Source organism: Streptomyces graminofaciens, from assembly GCF_030294945.1.
Classification (GTDB): Bacteria; Actinomycetota; Actinomycetes; order Streptomycetales; family Streptomycetaceae; genus Streptomyces; species Streptomyces graminofaciens.
The window spans coordinates 10,251,170-10,274,978 of sequence record NZ_AP018448.1 but is presented as its reverse complement, the minus strand read 5'-3'; the positions used below and the strand labels follow the sequence as shown (position 1 = coordinate 10,274,978).

21 protein-coding genes are annotated in these 23,809 nt (G+C 71.5%); 4 read left to right on the top strand and 17 right to left on the bottom strand.

Going from position 1 to position 23,809, the window contains the following annotated elements; genetic code table 11:
• Window positions 1-58: 58 nt before the first annotated feature.
• Together SGFS_RS45235 and SGFS_RS45230 are read right to left on the bottom strand one after the other, a co-directional pair.
• Window positions 59-997 carry a phosphotransferase family protein gene (locus SGFS_RS45235; protein WP_286258341.1) on the bottom strand — a complete coding sequence of 313 codons (939 nt, stop codon included), beginning with the start codon at window positions 995-997 and terminating at the stop codon, window positions 59-61.
• A 453-nt stretch (window positions 998-1,450) separates the two neighbouring features.
• A complete protein-coding gene (locus tag SGFS_RS45230; protein ID WP_215450932.1) occupies window positions 1,451-1,651 on the bottom strand; it encodes a hypothetical protein in 201 nt (66 codons plus the stop codon).
• Between the two features lie 605 nt (window positions 1,652-2,256).
• Between SGFS_RS45230 and SGFS_RS45220 the strand changes: the two genes are divergently transcribed.
• Complete coding sequence (locus tag SGFS_RS45220) at window positions 2,257-3,621, top strand: serine/threonine-protein kinase (RefSeq protein WP_286260376.1); 1,365 nt, start codon at window positions 2,257-2,259, stop codon at window positions 3,619-3,621.
• 28 nt (window positions 3,622-3,649) lie between these two features.
• On the opposite strand, the gene SGFS_RS45215 is transcribed toward SGFS_RS45220, so the two are convergent.
• The 8 genes from SGFS_RS45215 to SGFS_RS45180 form a co-directional block, all read right to left on the bottom strand.
• On the bottom strand, window positions 3,650-4,468 hold the full coding sequence (locus SGFS_RS45215) for a TrmH family RNA methyltransferase (protein ID WP_286258335.1): 819 nt from the start codon (window positions 4,466-4,468) through the stop codon (window positions 3,650-3,652).
• 64 nt (window positions 4,469-4,532) lie between these two features.
• Entirely contained in the window at window positions 4,533-5,765 is a 1,233-nt protein-coding gene (gene cobA, locus SGFS_RS45210) for a uroporphyrinogen-III C-methyltransferase (RefSeq protein ID WP_286258333.1), read from the bottom strand.
• Window positions 5,766-6,000: 235 nt separating this feature from the next.
• Window positions 6,001-9,963 carry a nicotinate-nucleotide--dimethylbenzimidazole phosphoribosyltransferase gene (gene cobT, locus SGFS_RS45205; protein ID WP_286258331.1) on the bottom strand — a complete coding sequence of 1,321 codons (3,963 nt, stop codon included), beginning with the start codon at window positions 9,961-9,963 and terminating at the stop codon, window positions 6,001-6,003.
• A 370-nt stretch (window positions 9,964-10,333) separates the two neighbouring features.
• Complete coding sequence (cbiE, locus tag SGFS_RS45200) at window positions 10,334-11,551, bottom strand: precorrin-6y C5,15-methyltransferase (decarboxylating) subunit CbiE (RefSeq protein WP_286258329.1); 1,218 nt, start codon at window positions 11,549-11,551, stop codon at window positions 10,334-10,336.
• Between the two features lie 142 nt (window positions 11,552-11,693).
• Window positions 11,694-12,332, bottom strand: coding sequence for a GNAT family N-acetyltransferase (locus SGFS_RS45195; protein WP_286258327.1), 639 nt, complete (start codon window positions 12,330-12,332; stop codon window positions 11,694-11,696).
• Between the two features lie 196 nt (window positions 12,333-12,528).
• Window positions 12,529-13,371 (bottom strand): MetQ/NlpA family ABC transporter substrate-binding protein, encoded by an 843-nt coding sequence (locus tag SGFS_RS45190; RefSeq protein ID WP_286258326.1) that lies wholly within the window; start codon window positions 13,369-13,371, stop codon window positions 12,529-12,531.
• 76 nt (window positions 13,372-13,447) lie between these two features.
• A complete protein-coding gene (locus SGFS_RS45185) occupies window positions 13,448-14,173 on the bottom strand; it encodes a methionine ABC transporter permease (protein ID WP_286258325.1) in 726 nt (241 codons plus the stop codon).
• Window positions 14,170-15,201 (bottom strand): methionine ABC transporter ATP-binding protein, encoded by a 1,032-nt coding sequence (locus SGFS_RS45180; RefSeq protein ID WP_286258324.1) that lies wholly within the window; start codon window positions 15,199-15,201, stop codon window positions 14,170-14,172. Before SGFS_RS45180 ends, SGFS_RS45185 begins: the two co-directional genes overlap by 4 nt.
• A gap of 506 nt (window positions 15,202-15,707) precedes the next feature.
• Here SGFS_RS45180 and SGFS_RS45175 point away from each other — a divergent pair.
• Window positions 15,708-16,067 carry a hypothetical protein gene (locus SGFS_RS45175; protein WP_286258322.1) on the top strand — a complete coding sequence of 120 codons (360 nt, stop codon included), beginning with the start codon at window positions 15,708-15,710 and terminating at the stop codon, window positions 16,065-16,067.
• Window position 16,068: 1 nt separating this feature from the next.
• Window positions 16,069-16,491: a hypothetical protein gene (locus SGFS_RS45170; protein WP_286258321.1), complete on the top strand. Its 423-nt coding sequence runs from the start codon at window positions 16,069-16,071 to the stop codon at window positions 16,489-16,491.
• A gap of 105 nt (window positions 16,492-16,596) precedes the next feature.
• Here the strand turns inward: SGFS_RS45170 and SGFS_RS45165 are convergent, their stop codons facing one another.
• From SGFS_RS45165 to SGFS_RS45155, 3 genes are all read right to left on the bottom strand, one after another.
• Window positions 16,597-17,094, bottom strand: a complete 498-nt coding sequence (locus SGFS_RS45165) for a GNAT family N-acetyltransferase (protein WP_286258320.1) — start codon at window positions 17,092-17,094, stop codon at window positions 16,597-16,599.
• 46 nt (window positions 17,095-17,140) lie between these two features.
• Window positions 17,141-17,647, bottom strand: a complete 507-nt coding sequence (locus SGFS_RS45160; RefSeq protein WP_286258319.1) for an RNA polymerase sigma factor — start codon at window positions 17,645-17,647, stop codon at window positions 17,141-17,143.
• Between the two features lie 92 nt (window positions 17,648-17,739).
• Window positions 17,740-18,930 (bottom strand): glycerophosphodiester phosphodiesterase, encoded by a 1,191-nt coding sequence (locus tag SGFS_RS45155; RefSeq protein WP_286260375.1) that lies wholly within the window; start codon window positions 18,928-18,930, stop codon window positions 17,740-17,742.
• Window positions 18,931-19,338: 408 nt separating this feature from the next.
• On the opposite strand from SGFS_RS45155, the gene SGFS_RS45150 reads away from it, so the two are divergent.
• A complete protein-coding gene (locus tag SGFS_RS45150) occupies window positions 19,339-20,013 on the top strand; it encodes a lysophospholipid acyltransferase family protein (RefSeq protein WP_350284057.1) in 675 nt (224 codons plus the stop codon).
• A 58-nt stretch (window positions 20,014-20,071) separates the two neighbouring features.
• Here the strand turns inward: SGFS_RS45150 and SGFS_RS45145 are convergent, their stop codons facing one another.
• The 4 genes from SGFS_RS45145 to SGFS_RS45130 form a co-directional block, all read right to left on the bottom strand.
• Window positions 20,072-20,608, bottom strand: coding sequence for a hypothetical protein (locus tag SGFS_RS45145; protein ID WP_286258318.1), 537 nt, complete (start codon window positions 20,606-20,608; stop codon window positions 20,072-20,074).
• Between the two features lie 23 nt (window positions 20,609-20,631).
• Window positions 20,632-21,591, bottom strand: a complete 960-nt coding sequence (locus SGFS_RS45140; protein ID WP_286258317.1) for a S1C family serine protease — start codon at window positions 21,589-21,591, stop codon at window positions 20,632-20,634.
• A gap of 91 nt (window positions 21,592-21,682) precedes the next feature.
• Window positions 21,683-23,209: an MFS transporter gene (locus SGFS_RS45135; protein WP_286258315.1), complete on the bottom strand. Its 1,527-nt coding sequence runs from the start codon at window positions 23,207-23,209 to the stop codon at window positions 21,683-21,685.
• Window positions 23,206-23,757, bottom strand: a complete 552-nt coding sequence (locus SGFS_RS45130; protein ID WP_286258313.1) for a TetR/AcrR family transcriptional regulator — start codon at window positions 23,755-23,757, stop codon at window positions 23,206-23,208. Before SGFS_RS45130 ends, SGFS_RS45135 begins: the two co-directional genes overlap by 4 nt.
• Between the last annotated feature and the right edge of the window lie 52 nt (window positions 23,758-23,809).

Genomic DNA, 23,809 nt, shown 5'->3' with positions numbered 1-23,809 from the left:
TCGGTACTGCTTCGCGTTACGCCAGGACAGACACTGTCCGGGAGCGGTCGGTTGCACCCTACTTCGGGAAAACGTTCACCAACTCCGGCGGGATGCCTCCCATTCGGTCACATGCGTCGATAACGGCCTGCTGCACGTCGTCGAGGGGGCGCCCGGCCGCCGTGGACTTGGCGATCGCCAACGCCGCCGTCTGCACGGTGAGTGCGCGGGCGGGTACGTCCAGTACCGGCCAGGGGTCGTCGTGTGCGGGAACGGCCGGGCCGTTGGCCTGTCGGTAGGCGGTCAGGAAGCGGATCCACTGGTCGGGCGGAAGGAGGCCGCAGGCGTACCAGGCGGCCGGGCGGGCCAGGTCCCACGCCGGGACACCCACGCCGAGGTCGTCGACGTCTATGAGCCGCCAGGGGCCGGTGGTCGCGGGGTGGCGCACGAGTTGGCCGAGGTGCAGGTCGCCGTGGCAGAGGGTGGCCGTGTCGGGCATCGGGGCCTCGGCCCGGGCCCAGGCGGGGAGGGTGTGCCAGGCGCGGAGGACGGGTGCCGTGGCGGCATGGGTGGGCGCGGCCGTGAGGAGGCGGGCGATCGCCTGGGCCGCCTTGGCCGGGCCGCGCATGGCGGGGAGGCCCGGGGGCGGGGGTGCGTTGTGCAGGTGCGCGAGGAGGGTGGCCGCGGCTTCCCAAGGCGCGTTCTCGGGGGTTTCGGGATCTACGGGGGTGCCGTACGGCCAGAACGTGACCAGTCGGCCGTGGAGGGGGGCCGGGGTGGGGTGGAGCGGGGCCAGGAGGGTGTCGGGGTTGGTGGTGGCGACGGCGAGGCGGAGGGCCAGGGCGGTGGCGTCGGTGTCGGGGGCGTGCGCCTTGGCCACGGTGTCGGCGTGGCGGACGACGGTGCCGTCTGCGCGTTCGGCGAGGACTGTGTCGGGGTGGGTGCAGGGGGTGGCTTCGGAGTGGGCCGCGGTCCGGAGTTTGGCGGTGAGGGCGGGTAGGACGTCGGCGGCTGTCATGGGTCCCCCTGGAGGTGTACGGCGCTGGCTGTGAGCCTACGCACGGGGGTGGCGTCGGCTCGGGCTGGGCCGTGGAGAGATTGCGCGGCTCGGCGGTTACGAGGTGCCGCTGCGCCCACCCGTGCCGCCCCGGCGGCACGAATGCCCGCAGCCAGGTGGAGGGCTGCACGCATGCCCGCTGGCCGAGTAAGTCCGGCGCTGCGCCTGCGCCATGGCTGCCCGTGGTTACGGCAGAGGCGGTTTCAGCACCGCCGGCGGGTGGGCGGCGCTCTGCGGGCAGCTCTGGAGGGCAGCCACGCCGGCATCCGGTTCGCCTGCCGCAACACAGAGCAACGCCCGCGCAGCTCCCCAGCTGCGCGGGCGTCTATTGCCGTCCGCCGCACCCCCGTCCCCACGGGGTTTCATGGGTGGATGTCCCCGCCCGGACCGCTCTTCCGGGCCTGGGGTCGCCGCTCAGCGCCCCAGCATCACACCCACGGACGACGCTTGTGTGACCACTGCTTCCCAGCCGCCGAAGGCGTACACGAGCAGGGCCGCCAGGGGGAGGACCATCGCGGTCGCCACCAAGGGGTGGCGACGGCCCGCGCGGCGGTCGGCGGTGAACACCCTGCGCTCTCGCGTGCGGATCGCCGTCCGCGGTGCCGTGTGGGCCATGGTCCCTCCTCCGACCGTTCTCGTCAGTTCTTGTCCGTCTTGCTTGTTCGTTGGCAGCGGCGGGTGTCTGACCTCGGGGGACGAGTGCTGCACCCGCCGCTTGACCTCAAATCTAGGCGTGCGGCGGGTAGGGGTCGTCATGCCCTCGTACCGATTGGCGGGCCTCCCGGAGGATGAGCGATGACCTGCGGCGTACTCCCCTGGGTGGAGATGAGGTCCTAGGTCTCGGGGTCTTCCCGGAGGGGACGCCCGGAGTGTTCTTTTTGCGCGGGAGGGTGACTTCGCTCACTTCCACGCCGCCTCGTCGTACCACCGCCTCCACCCGGCGGCCCGCCCCGCTCGCGATCACCTCGTAGGTACGGGTCGTGTCCCCCGTGCCCACCACCTTCTCCGCACGGTCGCCCTTCGCGGGTTCAATCCCCCTTCTGTGGCGCGTGGTTGGGATCACACGCAGCCCAACACAGTCCCGAACTCCTGTTCCCTGACAACCTTTCAAGTTTGCGATCCACCCCTGACAATCGATCGGATCGTGAGGGCGCGGCCTCTGCGCACGCCCGGCCGTGGAAACGTAAGCTGTGGCTCGTCAGACGGAACGGGCAGCGGGGATGAACATGGCGATGATGCGCCTGAGGCGCGAGGACCCGCGCGTCGTCGGCTCGTTCAGGATCCACAGACGGCTCGGCGCGGGCGGGATGGGCGTTGTCTATCTGGGCTCCGACCGGCGCGGGCAACGGGTCGCGCTGAAGGTGATCCGGCCCGATCTGGCCGAGGATCAGGAGTTCCGTTCGCGGTTCGCGCGCGAGGTCTCGGCCGCGCGGCGGATCAGGGGCGGGTGCACGGCTCGGCTGGTCGCCGCCGATCTGGAAGCGGATCGCCCGTGGTTCGCCACCCAGTACGTGCCCGGGCCCTCCCTGCACGACAAGGTCGCCGAGGAAGGGCCACTGTCCGCCGCCGAGGTGGCGTCCGTCGGTGCCGCCCTCTCCGAGGGGCTGGTCGCGGTGCACGAGGCGGGGGTGGTCCACCGTGATCTGAAGCCGTCGAACATCCTGCTTTCCCCGAAGGGGCCGCGGATCATCGACTTCGGTATCGCCTGGGCCACGGGCGCCTCGACCCTGACACATGTGGGTACGGCCGTCGGGTCGCCCGGGTTCCTCGCGCCCGAGCAGGTGCGTGGGGCCGCCGTCACGCCGGCCACGGACGTCTTCTCCCTCGGGGCCACGCTCGCCTACGCGGCTACCTCCGACTCGCCCTTCGGGCAGGGCAGTTCCGAAGTGATGCTGTATCGGGTGGTGCACGAGGAGCCGCAGTTGCGGGGTGTGCCGGACGCGTTGGCTCCGCTCGTCCGGGCGTGCCTGGCGAAGGATCCGGAGGAGCGGCCCACCACGTTGCAGTTGTCGCTGCGGCTGAAGGAGATCGCGGCCCGTGAGGCGCAGGGGTTGTCGGACGTCCGCCCGCCCGCGCCGCGCACCGACCCGGACCGGCCGTCGGGCCGGCTCGCGGAGCAGTACGTCGAGCAGCGCACGCTGCGGCAGCCGCCGGACACCCGGCCTTCGCAGTCAGGTGTGAAGGGGGCGCCCGGTACGCCGCCGCCCCGGACCGGCGGTGGTTCACGGACCGGCGGTGGTTCCCGGTCCGGGGCGCGACCTCCGCAGCCCCGGAACAACACACGCTCCGGCAGCCGCCCCGCACCCCGCAGCGGTACGGGGCGTCCGGCGCCCCGCACCAACGGGAGTGCGCGGCGGCCCGCCAACCCCCGGCTGCTGCGTCAGCGGCTGTTCGTGTTCGTCGTCGTGACACTGTTCGTGGCGCTCGGTATCGCGGCGGCGCAGGGATGTCAGGGGCCGCCGCGGGGGCTCGACGACGGGGGCGTGCGGAAGGGTGTGCAGGAGCAGGCCGACGTACGGCAGCAGGGTGATGCGCCGCTGGGGCAGCAGCGTCGGTCGGTGAAGGACGCCGGGACCTCGGAGTGACACACCGGCCGTCCCGGCTCCGGTCGGGTCAGGCCTGCGGGCGGCCCGTCGCCACCGCGTAGAACGCGACGGCGGCCGCCGCGCCCACGTTGAGCGAGTCGACGCCGTGGGCCATCGGGATGCGGACCCACTCGTCGGCCGCCATCAGGGCCTTCGTGGAGAGGCCGTCGCCCTCCGCGCCCAGCATCAGGGCGACGCGGTCCATCTTGTGCGGGGCCGCCTCGTCGAGGGACCTCGCCTTCTCGTCCGGGGTGAGGGCGAGCAGCGTGAAGCCCGCGTCGCGAACGGCGTCCAGGCCCTTGGGCCAGGTGTCGAGGCGGGCGTAGGGGACCGAGAAGACCGCGCCCATGGAGACCTTGACGCTACGTCGGTAGAGGGGGTCCGCGCAGTCGGGTGAGAGCAGGACGGCGTCCATGCCGAGGGCCGCGGCCGAGCGAAATATTGCACCGATGTTCGTATGGTCGTTCACCGATTCCATGATCACGACGCGGCGGGCGGTCCGAAGCAGCTCGTCCGCCGTCGGCAGCGGCTTGCGCTGCATGGAGGCGAGGGCGCCGCGGTGGACGTGGTAACCGGTGACCTGCTCGGCGAGTTCCGGGCTGACCGCGTACACCGGGGCCGGGAGCTCGTCGATGACATCGCGCATGACGTCGACCCACTTGGCGGAGAGCAGCATCGAGCGCATCTCGTAGCCGGCGCTCTTGGCCCGTCTGATCACCTTCTCGCCCTCCGCGATGAACAGGCCCTCGGCCGGTTCGCGCTTGCGGCGCAGTTCGACGTCGGTCAGGCCCGTGTAGTCGCGCAGACGGGGATCGTCAGGGTTCTCAACAGTGATGAGATCGGCCACAGGGTGATACTGCCTTGTCCTGGGTGTGGTGCCAACGGCTTGGTACGAGTTGGGTTACCCGCGGTTACTCGATGGGGGGCGCGCCCACGTTCACGACCTCGCCGATGACGATGACCGCCGGGGGCTTGACCTCCTGCGTACGTACCGTCTCGGCGACCGTGGCGAGCGTCGCGTCGACCCGGCGCTGGGCCGCGGTCGTGCCCTCCTGGATCAGGGCGACCGGGGTGTCCGGGGACTTGCCGTTCGCCACGAGGGTCTCCGCGATCCTGCCGATCTTGTCGACGCCCATCAGGATCACGAGTGTGCCGGTGAGCTTGGCGAGGGAGGCCCAGTCGACCAGGGAACGCTCGTCGTCGGGGGCCACATGGCCGCTGACCACCGTGAACTCGTGGGCGACGCCCCGGTGGGTGACCGGGATGCCGGCCGCGCCCGGGACCGAGATCGAGCTGGAGATGCCGGGGACGACGGTGCAGGTGATGCCCGCCTCGGCGAGCGCGTGGAGTTCCTCCATGCCCCGGCCGAAGACGTACGGGTCGCCGCCCTTGAGACGCACGACCGACTTGCCCTGCTTCGCGTGCTCGATCAGCGCGTTGTTGATGGCCTCCTGGGCCATGAAACGGCCGTACGGGATCTTCGCCGCGTCGATCACCTCGACGTGCGGCGGGAGTTCGGCGAGGAGGTCGCGCGGGCCGAGGCGGTCGGCGATGACGACGTCGGCCTCGGCGAGGAGGCGACGGCCGCGGACCGTGATGAGGTCCGGGTCGCCGGGGCCGCCGCCGACCAGGGCGACGCCGGGGGTGCGGGTGCGGTGGTGCGGGGCGACGAGCGTGCCGTCGCGGAGGCCCTCGACGACCGCGTCGCGGATGGCGGCGGTGTGGCGGGGGTCCCGGCCGCGCGCCTCCGTCGTGAGGACCGCGACAGTGACACCCTCGCTGGTCCCTGTGGCCGGGGTCCACGCCGTTGCCGCGTCGGCGTCGTCCGAGCGGACGCACCACACCCGGTGTGCCTCCGCCTCGGCGGAGGCCCGGGTGTTCGCCTCGGTGTCTCCGGTGGCGATGAGGGCGTACCAGGCGTCGGTGAGGTCGCCTTCGGCGTACGGGCGCTTCTGCCACGTGATTTCGCCCGCGTCCGCCATCGCCTCGACGGAGGGCGTCGCCTCGGGGGATACGAGGAGGATGTCGGCGCCCGCTGCGATGAGGGCGGGGAGGCGGCGCTGGGCCACCTGGCCGCCGCCGAGGACGACGACTTTCCGGCCGGTGAGGCGGAGGCCTACGGGGTAGGCGGGGCTTTCGGCCATGGAGGTGCGGCTCCCTCGGGCTGGCGGGTGGTGCGAGTTGGGGCACTGCAGCTTTGGAGTGGCCCTGACGTGCGGATTCTAAGGGGCGGTTGGGGTCGGCGGCTCAGCAGGTCCCGTGGCTGAGCGTGGTGGCCGGGTGCGCGCCGGTGGGTGGTTGTGCCCACCCGTTCCGTCCCAACGGAACGACTGCCCACAACCGCAGCCCGGCTTACAAGGGCACCCGGCGCCCACTCCCCTACTTCTCGGTCACCCCCGCCGAGTCGAACGTCGCCACCTCGTGCATCGCTCTGGCCGCGCTCTGGACCACCGGGAGGGCCAGTAGGGCTCCGGTGCCCTCGCCGAGGCGAAGGTCGAGGTCGACCAGGGGGCGGAGGCCGAGCTTCTGGAGGGCGGCCACGTGGCCGGGTTCGGCGCTGCGGTGGCCGGCGATGCAGGCGGCGAGGACCTCGGGGGCGATGGCCCGGGCCACCAGGGCGGCGGCGCCGGCGCTGACGCCGTCCAGGATCACCGGCGTACGCAGGGAGGCGCCGCCCAGAAGGAGGCCGACCATGGCCGCGTGTTCGAAGCCGCCGATCGCGGCGAGGACGCCGATGGGGTCGGCCGGGTCCGGCTCGTGGAGATCGATGGCGCGGCGGACGACCTCGGTCTTGCGGGCCAGGGTCTCGTCGTTGATGCCCGTGCCGCGACCGGTGACCTCGGCGGGGTCCGAGTCGGTGAAGACGGAGATCAGGGCCGCCGACGCCGTGGTGTTGGCGATGCCCATCTCGCCCGTGAGCAGGGCCTTGTTGCCGGCCGCCACGAGGTCGCGGGCCGTCTCGATGCCCACCTCGATGGCCTTCTTGGCCTCCTCGCGGGTCATCGCGGGCCCGGTGGTCATGTCCGACGTACCGGCGCGGATCTTGCGCGGCAGCAGGCCCGGCGTGGCCGGGAGGTCGCTCGCCACGCCCACGTCCACGACGCAGACCTCGGCGCCCACCTGGGTGGCGAAGGCGTTGCAGACCGCTCCTCCGCCGAGGAAGTTGGCGACCATCTGGGCCGTCACCTCCTGGGGCCACGGGGTGACGCCCTGGGCGTGGACGCCGTGGTCGCCCGCGAAGATCGCGACGGCGGCGGGCTCCGGGATCGGCGGCGGGCACTGGCGGGACAGGCCGGACAGCTGCGCGGAGATGATCTCCAGCATGCCGAGGGCTCCGGCCGGCTTGGTCATGCGCTTCTGCCGCTCCCATGCCTCACCGAGCGCCTTGGCGTCCAGCGGGCGGATGTTGGCGACGGTCTCGGCGAGCAGGTCGTGCGGGTCCTCTCCGGGCAGGGCACGACGGCCGTACGTCTCCTCGTGGACGACCCAGGACAGCGGGCGGCGCTTGGCCCAGCCGGCCTGCATCAGCTCGGGCTCGTCCGGGAACTCGTCGACGTATCCGACGCAGAGGTAGGCGACGACCTCCAGGTGCTCGGGGAGGCCGAGGGCGCGGACCATCTCGCGCTCGTCGAAGAAGCTGACCCAGCCGACGCCGAGGCCCTCGGCGCGGGCGGCGAGCCAGAGGTTCTCGACCGCGAGCGCGGAGGAGTACGGGGCCATCTGCGGCTGCGTGTGGCGGCCCAGGGTGTGGCGGCCGCCGCGCGTCGGGTCTGCGGTGACGACGATGTTCACCGGGGTGTCGAGGATGGCCTCGATCTTCAGTTCCTTGAACTGCTTGGCACGGCCCTTGGGCAGCGACTTGGCGTACGCCTCGCGCTGACGCTGGGCCAGCTCGTGCATCGTGCGGCGTGTCTCGGCGGAGCGGATGACGACGAAGTCCCAGGGCTGGGAGTGGCCGACGGAGGGGGCCGTGTGGGCGGCCTCCAGGACGCGGAGCAGCACGTCGTGCGGGATCGGGTCGCCGCGGAAGCCGTTGCGGATGTCACGGCGCTCACGCATGACCTTGAGGACGGCCTCGCGCTCGGCGTCGTCGTAGGGGGGCGCGGCCGGGCCCGTGGACTGGCGTACCTCTTCCCGCGCGTCCTCCCCCGTCTCCGCCTGGGCTTCTTCGGGTGTCTCGTCCACTGCGGCCGTGCTCTCTTCGTTCTCCGCGCCGGCTTCGCCGTCTTCCTGGTCGGCCGCCCTGGTCTCCAGGTCGTCCGCGTGCTGGACGAGGCCGGGCTCCGCGTCGGCGGCGAGCGGCTCGGGCTGTGCCTCGGCCTCCGCCTCACGGGGGGCCGGAACGGTGGCCTCGGCGGGAGGCACGGATTCCTCGGCCGACTCCTCCTGCGTGGGTACCGACGGGACCGGCACGCCACGGGGCGGCGTCGGGGCCAGGTGCGGGGTCGTGGGCACCGAGCCCTCCACGGGCACGAACTGGCCCAGCGGCTGGTCCACCGGGGCCTGCGCTGCCTCCAGCGGTGCCGCCGCGGCGAGCGGGGCGCCGACGGGCTCGGGCTCGCCGGGGGGCTGGACGACCGCGCCTTGGGGGGCCGGCGGCTGAGGGGCCGCCTCCGTCAGGACAGGCTGCGGGGCCTCGGCGACGGCGGGCGCGATGGGCTCCGCCACGGCCACGTCGACCGGCTGCTCGGCGGGCACGGCCTCCTGGACCGGAATCTCCTGCGGCTCCTCCGACGCGGGCACGGCCTCGGCCGCGAGGGGCTGAGATACCGAGGAGTCCGTGGTGTCGGCGCTCTGGTCGCTCTGAGCGGCCTGGTCGGCGGTGTCCGGGGTCTGGGCCGCCACGTCCACGATGTGGGCAGCGGGGTCCGTGGCCTGCGGGCCTTGCACGGGGGCCTGCGGCTGGGGGATCTCCGCTGCCTGCGCCTCGTCCGCGGCGGGCTGCGGGGGCACCTCCTCCACGAACTCCGGCACCTCCACGGCTTCCACCGCTTCCACCGGCTGAGGCTCGTGGACCGGGGGCTCCTGGGCCACCGGCGCTTCGGGCGCCTGCTGCGGGTCCTGCGTGAGGACGGGCTCCTGCGCGGGCTGCTGGTCCTCCACGACGACGGCCGCGACCGGCGTCGGTTCGGCCTCCTCCGCCGCAGAGACCTGGACGACCTCCACGGGCTCGTCGCCGACGCCGTCGGCCGCCTCGTGCGGGGGCTGCGGGACGTCCGGGGACGGAGGCTGGGGCTCGCTCAGGACCTGAGCGGGCGTCTCTCTCCGCTCCTCGGCCGCCGCCGGGAACGGTGTGGTCTCCGGCAGACCGGGCTCGACCGGGCTCTGCTCGATGGGGCTCTGCTCGACGGGGCTCTGCTCGACGGGAGAGCCGTCCGGGACCGGGAGAGCCTCGGGGGCCTGTGCGGCCTCAGGGGTCGGTGCGGCTTCAGGGGTCTGTACGACATCCAGGGTCTGTGCGGCATCCGCGGCCTGCTGAGCCTCGGGGGCCTGCGGCTCGGCGACGGCCTCGACCGGGGCGGGAGCCTGTGCCACGTCGGCGACGGGCTCGGCCTGCGGGGTCTCGGCAGCGGCCTCGACCTGGGCCTCGGCCTGGATCTGGGCCGCCTCGGCCTGGGCCTGGGCGACCTCGTCGACCGGTGGTGCCGCCACGACCGCCTCCGGGGGCGAAACAGTGGCCTCCGGCACCTGAACGGCGACCTCCGCCTCCACCGGCGCCTCGGCAACCGCCACGAGAGACGGCACAGGCTCCGGCACGACCGTTTCTGCAGCCGCGCCCTCGGTCGGCACGGCCTGCGCGGGCGTCGCCTCGGAGGCGACCGGCGCCGGCGCCGGGGCCGCCGCCCAGGGCGACACGCTCTGCGGGGGCACGTCCAGATACTCGGGGCCACTGGTGGGCGGCCCGGACTGACGTACGGCGGGCGGGACGGGGGCGCCCGCCGGGCCGCGGTCGGCGAGGGAGCGGACCGGGCTGGCGGAGGCGTCCGGAGTGAGCGGGCCGAGGTGGAGCGGGCGGCGGGCCACCGGCGGCTGCGGAACGGGCGTGGCGACGGTCATACGGACGGCACCGAGGTCGAGCGAGCCGCTGTCCCGGCCCGACGTCTCGTGCGGGCCGGGCTCATGGACGACGGGCTCGTGGACGACCTGGACGACCGGCTCGGGGGCGGGTGGCGGCACCTCGTTGCCCCAGGCGCTCTGGGCGCCCGGCAGCAGGAGGTCTTCGTCCTCGGCGGCGGTCTCGGAGAGGTAGGCGTACGCACCCGGCGCGGAGACGCCCGGCTGCTCCACCATGCCTGCGCTCTCCGGCAGTCCCTCGCCCGGGATCTGGCCGGTGTCGGTCATGCGTACCCCTCGCCCATCGGTTAGTGCCTGTGCCAGCTGGCCCGGAACGGCGCACCGACCGCCCCACTGTGGAGAACGAGCGTGCGCGTCCAGCGGCACGAGCCGACCCGCCTGCAAGTCGACAAAGCCATTGAGTGGCCATTGTCGCGGTCGCTCAGCCGTCGCAACAGGTCGATCTGCGTCGGTCCGCTGTGGACTGCGCCACGTTGCGCGCCCTCCGGTTCCGCCGTACCACACACGCCCTCAAAACGGGCGCGCTTTCCGGACATTGACCGACGAAGTGTCGGGTGCTGGAGTGCGGTACAACGGCCTGCCAGCCTACCGCGCCGGTACGACAACCGGATCACGGGCAAGGCTCGGCGAGGGCCGCTCAGCGATGAGTCTCGCGGCGCGCGAGTTCGCCCGTGAGCAGGAACGCAACGCTCCGCTCCTTCTCGGTCCAGACCCTGGTGTCGAGTTCGACGGACTGGACGAGGGCGCACTGGACCGCGTAGCCGTGTTCGGTGAGGTTGCGGCCGATGAGTTCGGCGGCGTCGCGGGTGGCGGCGTGAGTGACGATGCGCTGCGGACGGCGGTCGGCGACGGCCGAGATCACCGCCGCTCCCCCGCCGCCGACGCGTACGACGTCGGGTTCGGGGAGGTTCTCCAGGACGTGCGGGGCGGTGCCGTGCACGACCTGGAGCTGCACGCCGAAGCGGCGTGCCGCCATCGTCGTACGGCCGCAGGCCTCGGGTGAGTGGTCGACGGCGATGACGGCGGCGCCGCAGCGCGCCGCCTCGGTGGCGAAGGCGCCGCTGCCGGAGCCGATGTCCCACACCAGGTCGCCCATCCGCGGGCCCAGGCGGGCGAGTTGGGCCGCGCGGAGCATGTCCGACTCGCCCTCGCCGACGGCGCCGCCGTAGACGAGGGAGGGCAGGGCCCAGCCGCGCGATCCGGTGGCGGGGTCGCGGCCGGCGATCCAGCCGCCTTCCTCGCCGACGGCCATGTGGCCGCCGATGACGATGACGACGTTGGGGTCGCGCCACGCGCGGTCGACGGCCTTGTCGGAGGTGAGGACGGTGACGCGTTCGCGTGCGGTGCCGAGTTCCTCGCAGATGACGAAGGTGCGGTGGACCCCGTCGAGGAGCAGACCGAGTTCGGCGGGTCCGGCACCGGGTGAGGTGAGGACGGCCACCTTGGTGTGGGCACGGCAGACGTTGACCGCGCGGCGCAGCGTACGACGGTGTGCGACGACCACCTCGGCGTCGTCCCAGGGCATGGCCGCGCGGGCGAAGGCGGCGGCCACGGCGGAGACGGCGGGGACGACCTCGACCTCCAGGCCGTACTCGGGGGCCCTGAGGGTGCGGACGACTCCGAAGAAGCCGGGGTCCCCGTCGGCGAGGACGACAGCGGTGCCGCGGTGGCCGGCGATGCGGCGGGCCGCGAGGGCGACACTGCCGAGCCTGATGCGTTCGGCGCCCCGGGGTACCTCGGGCAGCGTCAGGTGGTGGGCCGCGCCGGCGACCAGGGTGGCTGCGCCGAGGGCGGAGCGCGCCGCCGAGGTCAGGGGGGAGCCGTCCCAGCCGATCACCGTGACGCGGTCGGCCATCGTCGTCAGTCTCCAGAGGGTTTTCGCACGTCGTCAGGGGCAGTCCGCACGGGCACGGGGCTCCGTGAGCGTACCCGGTGGCGCGGGAGAGCTCGGCAGGGGCCGAACAGTCGGAGGAGGCGGTGGGGCGTGCCCCTGGGGTTCAGTTCCAGTCGGAGTAGGAGCTGAAACCGCCGGCGTCGGCCAGTTGTTCGTCGGCGCCGGTGAGGTCCTCCGGCAGCAGGCTCCAGACGATGACGTCGGTGCGGACCTCGATCCAGTGGCCGCTGTCCGTTCTGCTGCGCGCTATCCAGGCGTTGCGCAGCACGCCCTCGCTGATGCAGCCGATCTTCTGGGCGACCTGCTGGGAGGCCGCGTTGTCGGCGGCGGTGCGCAGCTCCAGCCGTTCGAACTTCTGGTCGTGGAAGAGCCAGCGGGCGGTGACGAAGGCCGCCTCGGACGCGTAGCCCTCGCCGCGGGCCCAGGGGGCGACGATGTACGCGATCTCGCTGGAGCGGACCCGCCAGTCCGTGTTCCGCAGGTGCACGATGCCGACGAGGCGCTGGGTGAGGAACTCGGTGACGGCGAAGACGATGCCGCGGCCCTCGGTGCGTTCGGCGGGGGCCTGCTCGGTGATCCAGCGCCGGGCGTCATCCCGGGTGTAGGGGTGGGGGACGGAGGTCCAGGCGGTGACCATCTCGTCGTTCATCATCTCGGCGAACGCCTCGATGTCCAGCTCCTCGAACGGGCGCAGAACCAACCGCTCCGTGCTGATGGAGATGTCGGGAAAGGTGCTCATCATGCGCCGCTCCGTAACCTTCGAAACCTTCAGGGCCTGCTGAACTGCCCAGCATGCAGCATGAAAGCACTGAACCGCACCACGGGGTCCACCCGCGGTGAGCGAGTGGACCCCGTGCGTGGCGATACGCCGTATACGCCCCGTCAGCCGGAAGTGATCCGCAGGACGGACCCCTTGTACGTGGCCTGTACGTGCGCGATCAGAACGACGGGATGACGGAGCCGTTGCTCCACTTGTCCTCGATGAACTTCTTGACCTCGTCGGAGGTGAGGAGCTTGACGAGCTTCTTCACGCGTGGGTCGTCCTCGTTGCCCTCCTTGACCGCGAGGAAGTTGCCGTTCGGGTTGTCCTTGGCGGGCTCCACGGCCAGGGCGTCCTCGGCGGGCGAGAGGTCGGCCTCCAGGGCGTAGTTGCCGTTGATCACCGCGGCGTCGACGTCCTCCAGGGAGCGCGGGGTCTGGGCCGCCTCCAGTTCCTTGAACGTGAGCTTCTTGGGGTTCTCGGCGATGTCCGCGGGGGTCGCCTCGTTGCCGACGCCGTCCTTGAGCGTGATGATGCCGGCGGAGTCGAGGAGCTTGAGGGCGCGTGCCTCGTTGACCGTGTCGTTCGGGATGGCGACGGTCGCGCCGCTCTTCAGGTCGTCCTTGCTCTTGACCTTGTTGGAGTAGAGGCCGAGCGGCTCAAGGTGCACGGTGACGACGGGCACGATGTGGGTGCCCTGCTTCTTGTTGAAGTCGTCGAGGTAGGGCTGGTTCTGGAAGTAGTTGGCGTCCACGGAGCCGTCCTCGGTGGCCGTGTTCGGCAGGACGTAGTCGGTGAACTCCTTGACCTCCAGCTCCAGGCCGGCCTTCTTCGCCAGGTTGTCCTTCACGTAGTCGAGGATCTCGGCGTGCGGGGTCGGGCTGGCGGCGACGACCAGAGGACCGCTCGTGTCGGACGTGCCGGACGCGGTGTCGGCCTTGTCCGAGCCGCATGCGGTGAGCCCGAGGGTGAGGGCTCCGGCGGCGAGCACGGCGGTGGTGAGCTTGGCGGTGTTACGCACGAAAAGTGCCTTTCCTTTTGGGTGGAGCATCCCCGGCTTGGGTGTGCGGGGAGATCAAGGGGAGATCAGGGGTGTGTCAGACGGTCTTGCTCGTCGCCGTGGACGCCTTGAGCAGCCGCAGCTTCGGGGCCGGGCCCGCCTTACCGCCACGGCGGTGCAGGGAGCGGGCCGCGTAGTCGCCGGCGAACTGGATGACCGAGATGACGACGGCGAGGATCGCGACGGTGATCCACATGAGGTCGGTCTCGAAGCGCTGGTACCCGTAGCGGATGGCGATGTCGCCGAGGCCGCCGGCGCCGACCGTGCCCGCCATGGCCGAGTAGCCGATGAGCGCGACGACCGTGGTCGTGGTGCTGGCGATCAGCGAGGGCAGGGCCTCGGGGACGAGGACCTTGCGGACGATCGTCCAGGTGTTGCCGCCCATCGACTGCACGGCCTCGACGAGTCCGCCGTCCACTTCGCGGACAGCCGTCTCGACCAGGCGTGCGAAGAAGGGGATCGCGCCGATGGCTAGCGGCACGATCGCGGCCTCGCGGCCGATGGTCGTCCCGGTGATCGTGCGCGTGAAGTCCATCAGCGCGACCATCAGGATGATGAACGGCATCGAGCGGGCGATGTTCACGATCTGCCCGATGACCTTGTTGGCGCCGAGGCTCTGCAGCAGGCCGCCCTTGTCGGTGAGGACGAGGAGGATGCCGAGCGGGAGTCCGCCGACGACCGCGATGAGTGTGGACCAGCCGACCATGTGGAGGGTGTCCCAACACGCCTGCTCCAGCAGGGGCCGCATCTCGGACCAGGTCACTTGGCACCGTCCTTCACCAGCTGAGACTCACCGACGACGTCGATCCGCAGGCCCTTTTCACGCAGGAAGCCGATCGGTACGACGTTGTCCTCGTAGCGGCCGGGCAGTTCGATGCGCATCCGGCCCACCTGGAGGCCGCCGACGGTGTCGATGGCGGCGCCGAGGATGGAGATGTCGACGTTGTAGGTGCGCGACAGCTGGGAGATGACGGGCTGGGTGGCGGCCTCTCCGTGGAAGGTGACGTCGACGACCGTGCGGTCCTCGCCGATGGCCTCGCCGCCGACCGGGAAGAGAGCGGCGGCCAGTTCGGAGCCGGGGGTCCCGAGCAACTCGCCGACCGTGCCGGACTCGACGACGCGCCCCTGCTCCATGAGGGCGGCCGAGTCGCAGATGTACTTGACGACGTCCATCTCGTGCGTGATGAGCAGGACGGTCAGGCCCAGCTGCCGGTTGAGATCGCGCAGCAGCGTCAGGATCGAGCGGGTGGTCTCCGGGTCGAGGGCGCTGGTGGCCTCGTCGGAGAGCAGCACCTTCGGGTCGCCGGCGAGGGCGCGGGCGATGCCGACGCGCTGCTTCTGGCCGCCGGAGAGCTGGGCCGGGTAGGCCTTGGCCTTGTCGGCGAGGCCTACGAGGTCGAGCAGTTCCAGAGCCTTGCGGGAGCGCTCGGCGCCCGACTTGCCGAGGATCTCCAGCGGCAGTTCGACGTTGTCCTGGACGGTTCGCGTGGACAGCAGGTTGAAGTGCTGGAAGACCATGCCGATACGGCTGCGGGCCCGGCGGAGTTCCTTGCCCGCACGGGGGCCCCGTCCGGCGAGCGCGGTGAGGTCCTGTCCGTCGACGGTGACCGTGCCGGCGGTGGGTCGCTCGAGCAGATTGACGCAGCGGATGAGGGAGGACTTGCCGGCGCCGGACTGGCCGATGACGCCGTACACCTCGCCTTCGCGGACGTGCAGGTCGACGCCGTCGAGGGCGGTGACCTCACGGCCGCGTGAGCGGTAGACCTTGGTGAGGCCCGTGGTGGTGATCACGTGAGTTTCCGTCACTGTCGAGTGCGCGGGCGTGGGTGTGCCCGGGCGCACGGGTGCGAGTGGTCAGGGACGCGACACGGTTCTCGCGGTGGCGATGGAACCGGGGGAGAACTTGTGCGCGGGGCGGCTCGGTCCGCGTCGCGCGATGGCGTACGGACATGCCGGGGCGTCTCGCTTCGGGGCGCGAGGCTCAGGGGGTGGTGCGGGGGCCCTCTAGAAGGCGCACATTCGACACATACAACGAGCACCGGGCGTCAGGGTCGCCTCGGTCGCAAGGGTGCGGCAGCTCGTCGTGGTCATGAGATCAGTAAAGCAGAGGTATGGCCGGGGCCCAGAAGGCCTGTCCGCATGACGGACAGCTCGGCGAGACAAACACGCAGGTGGGATGGGCTGCTGTCCACTATCTGGGCATCCGGTTGTGTGGCCAAGGCCACGCTTCGCGGCCTGGGGGTTTGATGGCCCGGGGCCGGGCGCGGCGGAGTTTTGGGCCGTAATAGGGTCGCGGCATGCTTGTTGCCCTGACGGCGGCGACCGCCGTCGCCGCCCTCCTGCTCGCCGCGTGGTGCGGCTGGGCCGCGTACCGCGATCAGCCGACCAAGGACTGGCACTTCATCGGCATGGCCGTGGTGTCGGTGCTGGCCCTCGTCCAGTTGGTGGTCGGGATCGTGCAGCTGGCGCGCGGGGAGGAAGCCGAGCAGGGCACGACGATCTTCGTGTCGTATCTGCTCGGGGCGCTCGTGTGCATCCCGGTGGCGGGGTTCATGTCGCTGGCGGAACGTACGCGCTGGGGCAGTGTGACCGTCGCGGCCGGCGGTGTGGTGCTGGCCGTGCTCCAGGTACGGCTCTACGACATCTGGGGAGGCTGACATGGCCGTTGCCGAGGAGAAGCCGACGCGACTGATCAGCGGGCCGGGGATGCTGCTGGTGTGGCTGTACGGCGTGATGGTCGTGGGGGCCGTGTCACGGTCGATCGTGCAGATCTCGACCGAGTTCGACCACGCGCCGCTCGCCTACTCGCTCTCCGCGCTGGCCGGCCTCGTGTACGGGTTCATCACGTACTCACTGGTGCGGGGCGGGGAGACGGCCCGCAGGGCGGCGCGGCTCTGCTGCGCAGCAGAGCTGGCGGGTGTACTGGTCGTCGGGACCTGGACGCTGGTCGAGCCGTCCGCCTTCCCGGACGCGACGGTCTGGTCCGACTACGGGATGGGATACCTGTTCATTCCCGTACTGCTGCCGATCACCGCGATGTACTGGCTGCGGAAGGGTGTGCGGCAAGGGGATGCCGCCTGAGTTCGTCAGGCGGCCGCGGGTTCGTCGTGGCTGGTCGCGCCCACGCGGCGGAGCCGAACATCGACACAGCCCCGCACATCGGAAGGGGCGCTCCCCTGACCCCCGTTACGCAGTTGCCGCGTACGCCTCCGCCGGCTTCTCCAGGACGATCATCGGTACGCCGTCCTCGCCCTGGCTGGTGCCCACCGCCTCGTACCCCACTCGGCGGTACAACCGGAGGTTGCCCTCGCTGCGGTGACCGGCGCTGAGGCGGAACTTCGTGGCGCCGCGCTCCTCCGCCAGGGCCGACTCGGCCGCGCGGAGCAGCCTCGCGCCGATGCCGTGGCCCTGGAGGCGCGGGTGGACGCAGAGTTTGCCGATGGCGGCGGTGCCGTCGTCGGCAAGGGCGCCGCGGACCGAGCCGACCACTTCGTCGCCCAGCCGGGCCACGAACACACAGTCCGCGGCGACCTCCGCGCGGACGGAGTCGAGGCTCTGGACGAGCGGATCGATGCGGTAGTTGCCGTACAGTGCCGCCTCGCTCTGGAAACACAGGTACTGCAGCCTGAAAATCTGCTCGGCGTCCTGCTCGGTCGCCACCGAGATGGTCACGCTCATGCCCATGTGTGCACGCCTCCCGCTCACCTGCTCACCTGCTGGTCCTTCACTCCTATCCCCGCGGTTCGCGTGCCGCAACCTCCGTGCCCAGCAATCGCCGCAGACATCCCAGGCATCTGGAACGTTCCGGACCCAGGCTTCCCTGTGAGATACCCAACTCGCCTGCGATCTCGCGGTAGGTGAGGTCCTGGGGCGAGAGCAGCGCCGCGAGCAGGCGCGGGCATCGGCCGGGCAGTCTGCGGACGGCGGTGTGCAGGGCACGGCGGTGGGCCGCGGTGAGCGCCTGCTGTTCGGGACCGGAGGCGGGGTCGGTGGCGGGCTCGGCGCCATACGGCTGTTCGACCCTGGCCTTGCGGCGGCTGAGGCGGGCCTCGAAGCGGACGGCACTGCGCAGCCAGCCCTCGGGGTCGACGGGTGGACCGTCCGTGTCGAGCCGCTCCAGCAGACGCAGCCAGACCGCCTGTTCCAGGTCGCCCGCCTCCGCGCCGGCCGCGTACGCCTCCGCCGAGACCTCCGCGACGAGCAGCGGGCGGAGGGTGGCGAGCATCTCGTGTGTCATATGCCCCGTGACGCCGCCGCCCCGGCAGGGGTTGCCGGGGCGGACGGGAGACACCCCGAACGGGGTGCGGAGGACTCAGGTGTTGACGTGGCTCAGCGGTTCACGAAGTCCGCGTGGGCGAGCAGGCCCGTGTCCGCGTTGTCGGTGAAGATGCCGTCGATGCCGGTCTCGAAGTACACCTTGAACGCGCCGAAGGCGTCGCCGTAGGCATTGGCGTCGGTGCCCTTGCGGAAGTTCGCGGGCAGGAAGCTGTTCTCGTTGCGCATCGTGTAGGGGTGCAGGATCAGGTCCTCGGCGTGCGCGTCGGCGACGAGCGTGGTCGGCGTGGTGAGGTTGCCGCTCGCGTCGCGCGGAATGATCAGGTCCAGCGTGGGGCCGATGCCCTGTGCGAACGAGGCGATCCAGGCCAGGCCCTCGGGCTTGATCAGGTCGGCGACCGTGCGCGGGTCGCCCGCCTCCACGAAGTCGTAGGGGCGGGTGGCGGCCCCGGAGAGCAGGACGACGCCGGGGCTGTCCACCAGGCGGTCCAGGCGCTGGATGCTGCTCGGCTCGAAGGACTGCAGGAAGACGGGCGAGTTCTTCTTGTGTCGGCCGTACTTGCGCAGCAGCTTGGCGAGCGGCTCCTCAAGGCCCAGGCCGAGCTTGCGGAAGTAGGTAGGGTGCTTGGTCTCGATGTGCAGCCAGACCTGCTTGCCGCGCTTCCTGCCCTCCTTGTCGGCCCAGCGGAGCACCTCCTCGAAGGTGGGGATCTCCCAGCGGCCGTCGTAGAGGGTGTTCCTCTGACGGGTGCCGGGGATGCGCTCCTTGGCGCGCAGGGTCTTCAGCTCGGCGAGCGTGAAGTCCTCGGTGAACCAGCCGGTGATCGACACGCCGTCGACGACCTTCGTGACCTTGCGGTCGGCGAACTCCGCGTGCGCGGAGACATCGGTCGTGCCGCCGATCTCGTTCTCGTGACGGCAGACGAGGTGGCCGTCCTTGGTGGGCACGAGGTCCTGCTCTATGACGTGCGCGCCCAGGTCCAGGGCGAGCTGGTACGAGCCGAGCGTGTGCTCCGGGCGGTAGCCGCTGGCCCCGCGGTGGCCGATGATCGTCGGCACCGGCAGGCTCCGGTAGCCGCCGCCCGAGTGGCGCGCGGCCGTCCGCTCGTCCGCTCTCGCCGCGCCCGGCAGCCCGAGGACCGCTCCGCCCGCCCCGAGCACCGCGGCCCCGAGCAGCGCCCGGCGGCCCGCCCCGCGCCCCTGCTCGTCGTCGTACGCCTCCTGCGCCTCCCGCGTTCCCTGCATGTCCCGCGCCTCCTGCGTCCCCATGACGGCTCCTCACCAGCGGGCACCGACCGTGCCCTGCACCTGTCAAGCGGGACGATCGTAGGTGGCGCGAGATGACCTACGGGAGACCTGCGACCGAACACGCGGATGACGCTGGATGTCGCACCGGAGGCGTGAATTGACGGAGTGTCGGGAGAACGACGTGCGCGTGCCGGGTGAGATCGGATATGAAGGACGCGATCTACATCACATTGTTCCGTTTGTTCCGGGCGGATGACGGGCGGCCATCCCGGCGCCACCGCAGGTAAACGCGGGTCAACAACGCGTATCGAGTCCGTGAACCCGATGTGCGCGACCCACTTTGCCGGGAGTATCGTCCTCACCTGCACAGACTCAATACCGGAACCCTTGACATGGGAGGGCCCGTTGTCCCGCTTCGCGCTCATCAAGGCAGTGCTCGGACCGATCATGCGCCTGATGTTCCGCCCCCGGGTGGAGGGTGCGGAGCACATCCCGGGGGACGGACCGGTGATCCTCGCCGGCAACCACCTGACCTTCATCGACTCGATGGTCCTGCCGCTGGTCTGCGACCGTCAGGTCCTCTTCATCGGCAAGGACGAGTACGTCACCGGCAAGGGGTTGAAGGGCCGTCTGATGGCCTGGTTCTTCACCGGCGTCGGCATGATCCCCGTCGACCGCGACGGCGGGCGGGGCGGAGTCGCCGCGCTGATGACCGGGCGGCGCATCCTCGACGAGGGCAAGGTGTTCGGCATCTACCCGGAGGGGACACGGTCGCCCGACGGCCGTCTGTACCGGGGGCGTACGGGTATCGCCCGGCTGACGCTGATGACCGGGGCGCCCGTCGTGCCGTTCGCGATGATCGGCACGGACAAGCTTCAGCCGGGAGGCGCGGGGTTGCCCCGGCCCGGGCGGGTCACGGTGCGGTTCGGTGAGGCGATGGAGTTCTCCCGGTACGAGGGGATGGACCGGGACCGGTATGTGCTGCGGGCGGTGACCGACTCGGTGATGGCCGAGGTGATGCGGTTGTCGGGGCAGGAGTATGTGGACATGTACGCGTCGAAGGCCAAGGAAGCGGCCTAGCTCCGCTGGTTTTGCCGGGTGCCTGCGGGTGGTTTGCCGGGGGCGGGCCTCCGTCCTCCTACATCCACTGGAAGTAGCGGTCGGCCCACGCCAGAGGTAGTCGGCGCTCGTCCGTCTCGTCCTCCTCGCTGACGTCCACGAACTGTGCCACCAGTGCGGCGAAGGCCTCGTCGTCCTCCAGGGCTGACGGGCCGTCGTACGGTTCCAGGAGCAGCTCGAGGGGGACGAACGTGCATCCTGCCGCTGTGCAGACGCCGTCGAGCCAGGTCACGAACTCCTCCGTCAGGCCCGCCGTGGGGTCCGGCCCCGCCCAGTCGGCTGTTCCTGCCGTGACGAAGCCGCCGAAGTTGCTCAGGTCGATCCACAAGGGGTGGCCGAGGCCCGTGGCGGCCGCGGGGATCGTGATCTCGCCGTAGTCGCTGGCGTCCTGGCGCAGGCCGCTTGTGCAGGTCGGGCCGAAGCGGTCCCGTGATGCCCGGGTGAGGTGGGCGAAGCGGTGGGCCGCGATGTGCAGGTCGAAGTTCTGGGGGCGTTCCAGGTGGTGGGGGTCGTCGGACTCTCTCAGAAGAGTCCGGATGCGGTCTGCGGGGAGCACGAGGTGCCCTTCTCTGGATGTGTCTAGGTACCCTCGATGATCTCCCGTGCCGCGGTCACCGCGTCCTTCACGGGGATCGCGAAGCCTATGCCGATCGAGCCGCCCCGCTCCTGGTCCATCGTGGCTATGGCCGTGTTGATGCCGATGACTCGGCCCTCCGCGTCCACCAGCGGGCCGCCGGAGTTGCCCGGGTTGATCGAGGCATCCGTCTGCAGGGCGCGTTTGTCGGTGCCGTCGTCGCCGAGGGTGACCGAGCGGTCGAGTGCGCTGACGATGCCCGCGGTGACCGTGCCCGTCAGGCCCAGCGGCGAGCCGATCGCGAGGACCGTGTCCCCGACCTCGGGGGCGGCGCCGGTGGCCAGTTCGGCCGGTTCGAGGCCGCGGCCCGTCTGGGGTTCGAGTACGGCGACGTCGTGGGCCGGGTCCGCGCCCAGCACCTCCGCGCGCATCTCACGGCCGTCCTGCAGCTCTATCGTGACCCGTGAACTGCCCGACACCACGTGGGCGTTGGTGAGGATGCGGCCCTGCTCGTCGAAGACGAACCCCGAGCCCTGACCGGTCGCCGTCTCCACGGACACCACGCTGGGCAGCACGCGTGCGGCGACTTCCTCCAGGCCCGTGACATTCGGCCCGGCGGCCGTGGCGGGTGTGGATGCCGTGGCGTCGCCCAGTCGTCCGGCCGCGAAGCCCGCCCCGCCGCCCGCGAGCACTGCGGCCAGTACGGCGGCGACGATCGGGCTCGGTCGGCGGGCCGGCGGGCGGGGCGGCTGGGGCTGCGGGTTGGGCTGGGGCTGGAAAAACGGCTGCGGTTGTGGCTGGGAGGGGGTGGCGTACGGATGGCCGTAGCCGTACGGCTGGGGCGGGCCGAAGGACGGTGGGGGCGGGGCGCCCGTGACGAACGTCCGGTCCTGGGGTTCGACGGGGCCGGGGTGGACCCGGTGGGGGTCCGGGCCGCCGTATCCGGAGTAGTGGCCGTCGGACATGGTGGCCTCCTTCGTGCTGCCGATGTCCTCCGTGCTGCCGTTGTCCTTCTAGACCTCCTGGAGTTCTTCCCCGGTTGCGGAGCCGAGTCCCTCAGACGCGGCTCTCCAGGCGTTGGCCTCGCAACATGAACCACGCCGCCACCGCCGTGGCCAACAGCACCACGGCTCCCGCGCCCGCCGCGACGGTGATGCCGTCGACGAAGGACTCCCGGGCCGACGACAGCAGTTGCTCCGCCTCGGCGGTCGGCAGGCCTGCCGCCGCCTCCACCGCGCCGCCCAGCGACTCGTGCGCCCCCTCGGGGGTCCCCGCCGGGGCCGCGAAGCCCCGGTAGACACCGGTCACGATGGAGCCGAGGATCGCGATGCCGAGGGCCGCGCCCAGTTCGTACGCCGTCTCGGACACGGCCGAGGCCGCGCCCGCCTGGTCCCTGGGCACGCTGGAGAGGATCACATCGGCGGTGACGGTGAACGAGAAGCCCGCGCCGACGCCGACGACCAGCAGGGCGGCGCCGATCAGCGGATAGGCCGTGGATCCGTCGAGCAGGGTGAGCGCGCCGAGCGCCAGGCCGATGGCTGCCAGGCCGCCCGCGACGACCGACCGTACGGAGAACCGGCGGGCGGCGGCTCCGGCGACCAGACCGGCGACCACCGCGCCGATGGCGGCGGGCAGTTCGGCGAGACCCGCCTCCAACGGCTGCCTGCCCTGTACGAGCTGCAGAAACTGCGAGAGGAAGAAGATCAGGCCGGCCAGTCCGAGGATGGTCAGCAGGTCGGCGAGCACCGCCCCCGAGAAGCCGCGGTTGCGGAACAGCCGCATGTCCAACAGCGGGTGGGGCAGGGAGAGCTGGCGGCGGACGAAGCAGACGAGTGCCGCGACACCGAGCAGGCCCGCGGCGAGCGCGTTGCCGTCCAGGCCGTGGGAGGCCGTCTCCTTCACCGCGTAGACCACGCCGATCATGCCGACGAGGGACAGGCCGACGCTGGGCACGTCCCAGGGGCCGGGGGCCGGGTGGCGCGACTCGGGCAGCAGCCTGATGCCGACGACGACGAGGACGATCATCACCGGCAGGTTGATCAGGAAGACCGACCCCCACCAGAAGTGCTCCAGAAGGAAGCCACCGACGACCGGGCCGACCGCCGTACCGGCGGAGGCCGTGGCGCCCCAGATGCCGATGGCGAGGCTGCGCTCGCGCGGGTCGAGGAAGAGGTTGCGGATCAGTGCGAGCGTGGCGGGCATCAGGGTCGCGCCCGCGACACCGAGCAGCGCCCGGGCGACGATCAACAGCTCCGGTGTCGTCGCGTAGGCGTTGAGCACGGATATCGCGCCGAACGCGGTGGCGCCGATCAGCAGCAGCTTCTTTCGGCCGACGCGGTCGCCGAGGCTGCCGGCCGAGACGAGCAGGCCCGCGATGACGAACGAGTACACGTCGCCGATCCACAGGAGCTGGGTGCCCGAGGGGTTCAGGTCCTCGCTGATGTAGGGCGTCGCGAGACCGAGGACGGTCGCGTCGACGGCCACCAGCAGCACGGCGAGCACGAGGACGGAGAGCGCGAGCCAACGGCCCGGGCGCTTGGTCACCGCCTCGGTCGTGGTCTCCGGCTGCAGGGTGCTGGTCATGCTTCCTCTCTCCGTAGTGCGCCGCCGAGCAACAGCTCGACGATCATGAACTGGAAGTCCTTGGCCGCCACCCGGCCGTCGAGCACGGCCCAGGCGGCGGAGGCGATGAGGCCGTACACCGCCTCGGTGAGCCAGGCGGGGGTGAGGTCGATGCGGAACTCGCCGCTCTCCTGGCCGCGTCGGAACAGCGCCGCGATGCGCGCGTCGATGCGGGACCAGCCCTCGTTCTGGCTCTCGCCCTCGAAGAGCTGGTACTCGCCGTAGAGGAACGCGAGCAGTCCGGCCGCGGGTTCGAGCTCCCGGACGAGCCGCCGTACGGCGTCGCTCGCCGGTCCCTCCTCCAGACGCGCCGCGTCGAGGGCGGACTCGCACTCCTCGATACCGAGCGCCTCCAGCGCCCGGACGAGCGCGTCACGCCCGGCGAAGTGGCGGTGCAGCGTGGCCCGGCTGATCCCGGCCGCCTTGGCGACCTCGTCCATGGTGGACGTGGATTTGCGGGTCAGGAGGGCTGCGGCGCTGCGCAGTACGTGGTCACGGTCGACGGCCATGAGACAACCATAGACCATCTGAGACACTGATGTCTCATCACGGGCATGAACG